We start from the raw sequence: 2,519 nt of genomic DNA on the forward strand, positions 1-2,519 counted from the left end.
CTCTACGTTATGCTCAAAAAATCTCGGAGCAAAAAGACTTGTTCCATCAAGTTTGCGCGACATGTATTCAAGAGATGTCCCCTTACTACCCTGAACTGGCCACCACCAAGAATGTGATTCTTCGCGAGGTGGATCAGGAGACACAGAAATTCTTAAGCACCTTGACTCACGGAACGCAAATTCTCGAGGAGCACTTACATCAGCTCCGCAAAAGTGGAAAAGCCATCGTTGACGGGAAAATGGCTTTTAAACTTTACGACACCTATGGATTTCCGTTGGATCTTACACAGCTCATAGCTCGGGAGCAGGGGTTTCAGGTTCACGTGAATGACTTTAGTGCGGAGATGGAAAAGGCACGCCAGACGGCGAAGGCCGCTCGTAAGAGCAATTCCATCTCCTCCAACGAGAAGCATGTGGCTGAATGGACCAAAAACATTTTCTCCTCCCACGGGAAAACGGATTTCGCGGGCTACTCATCGACGGTGCACACTCAACAAAAACCGATCGCCATGAGCGATGGCGAGCAGAATGTGACGTCCCTTAAAGAAGGATCCACAGGTTTTGTGGTTTTTAAAACAACTCCATTTTATGCCGAAAGTGGTGGGCAGATCGGGGACGAAGGTGAAATCACCGACGGTCTCACGGTGGCTGATGTTTTTGATTGTACAAAAATCAATGACGTTTTTGTCCATCATGTGCAAGTGAAGGCCGGAATATTAAAACTCGATGCCCCTTACAATCTCAATGTGAAAGTCTCTCGTCGTCACGAAACGGCGAAGCACCACTCGGCGACGCATTTACTAAACGCAGCTCTTCGCCATATTCTTGGAAATCACGTGGCCCAAGCGGGTTCATTAGTGAATGCGGATAAACTTCGTTTTGACTTTAAACACCCACAGGCGGTGAGTCCTGATGAATTGACTCAGATCGAAGATCTTGTGAACGAGCAGATCATTAACGGGATTCCGGGAGAAATTAAAATTCAGAAGTATGACGAAGCGGTCAAGGCCGGTGCTGTGGCTATGGCGGGAGAAAAATACTCGGACGAGGTGCGAGTGCTTTCTTTTGGTTCGTTCTCGAAAGAGTTGTGCGGAGGAACGCACGTTGCGAACACTTCGGAAATTGGTGTGTTTAAAATTGTTTCGGAATCTTCGGTGAGCGCAGGAGTTCGTCGTATCGAAGCTCTCACGGGAGCTTCGGCGATCAGATATCTTCGTAAAAACACCCAAGAGAATATTCAAGCGCGAAAACACGCCGCCCTTCCCACGCAATGGGAGGCCTATCTCGATGGTGATTCGCAACGTGTGGACGAATGGATGGCGGCAACGCAGGCACAAATTCAAACTCTAAAAAAACAAATGAGCTCTTTGCAGACCGAAAGTATTGACGCTAAAGATTTAATTTCTCAGGCTCAGTCCGTGAAGAGTTCTAAGGGCGATCTCAAATTGCTAGTCGTAGAAATTCCGATGGAAGATCGTGCAATTCTTAATGAGGCTGCCGATAAAGTTCGTGATCATTCTCAAAATACGGTGTTTGTCATCATCGGTAGCGGAAACCCCAAGGCCTTGCTTGTGGGTTGTAACAAATCCGTTCAAGGGGTGCATTGCGGAGAACTTCTTAAAAAGATCACGCAAACCTTTGGTGGAAAAGGCGGAGGAAGACCGGACTTTGCGCAAGGTTCGATCGAGAAAGTGGATAAGGCAGCTCTTCAAAAACTTTGTGCGGAATTTTTAGCTTAGGAGATTTTATGGTGAAAGTATTTGCGGTTTATGAAGGAAAAAAAAGATGCGTGGCGATTCACGAGCCCTCTCAAACAAAACTCTCGACCGATGCGCCCAAGGATAATAATGGACTGGGCGAGAGTTTTTCTCCGACCGATCTGGTGGGAACCGCTTTGGTCACCTGCACGCTGACAACGATGGCGATCGTGGCCGAGCGAGATGGAGTCGATATTTCTGGGGCCACCGGAGAGGTCGAAAAACATATGTCCGAAAATCCCCGAAGAATTGCCAAGCTTTTAGTGACCATCAAGGTGCCCAGTTCTGTTCCGGTGGAGTACCGTAAAAAGCTAGAGCATGTGGCTCGGGCTTGCCCCGTTCATAAGAGCCTCCATCCTGATATCGAAGCCCCCATCGAATTTATTTACTAAAGCTGAATTCTTCCTTATGATATCGATCAATAAGGGGGAATTATGCTTCTCAAATTGATTTCTATTTTGCTTTCAGCCGTATTAGCTCAAGATTTGGAGCTGGATTCCGAAAGCGCAAATGTCGATCAAGGCAAAAGTGCCTTGGTCATCCCCCAGAACTCTTACTTTAAAAATGACTTCCCGGGAGCTATTGCCGCAGCGAAAAAATCGAAGCGTCAGTATGTATTGATCGAATTTGGTGCCAAGTGGTGCCCAGCGTGTTTGAAGTTTGAGCACGATGTTCTCAACAGCGACGATTTTAAAATCAAGTACAACCAGTTCGTTCATCTTTTGGTGGATTATGACTGGGACGGCAGCAAAGAGTATCGGG

3 protein-coding genes are annotated in these 2,519 nt (G+C 47.1%); all 3 read left to right on the top strand.

Going from position 1 to position 2,519, the window contains the following annotated elements:
* Positions 1 to 1,739 (top strand): alanine--tRNA ligase (locus K2Q26_14200; GenBank protein MBY0316672.1); only part of this gene is annotated, 1,739 nt, incomplete at its 5' end.
* An 8-nt stretch (positions 1,740 to 1,747) separates the two neighbouring features.
* Positions 1,748 to 2,149, top strand: coding sequence for an OsmC family protein (locus tag K2Q26_14205; protein MBY0316673.1), 402 nt, complete (start codon positions 1,748 to 1,750; stop codon positions 2,147 to 2,149).
* 42 nt (positions 2,150 to 2,191) lie between these two features.
* Positions 2,192 to 2,519: thioredoxin family protein (locus K2Q26_14210; GenBank protein ID MBY0316674.1), on the top strand; the 328-nt coding region annotated here is incomplete at its 3' end.

The sequence above is a fragment of the Bdellovibrionales bacterium genome, assembly GCA_019750295.1.
GTDB lineage: Bacteria > Bdellovibrionota > Bdellovibrionia > Bdellovibrionales > JAGQZY01 > JAIEOS01.

What these genes read in the sequence shown, in the direction of transcription:
- K2Q26_14205 (MBY0316673.1), top strand. Translation starts at nt 1,748, where the DNA reads ATGGTGAAAGTATTTGCGGTTTATGAAGGAAAAAAAAGATGCGTGGCG.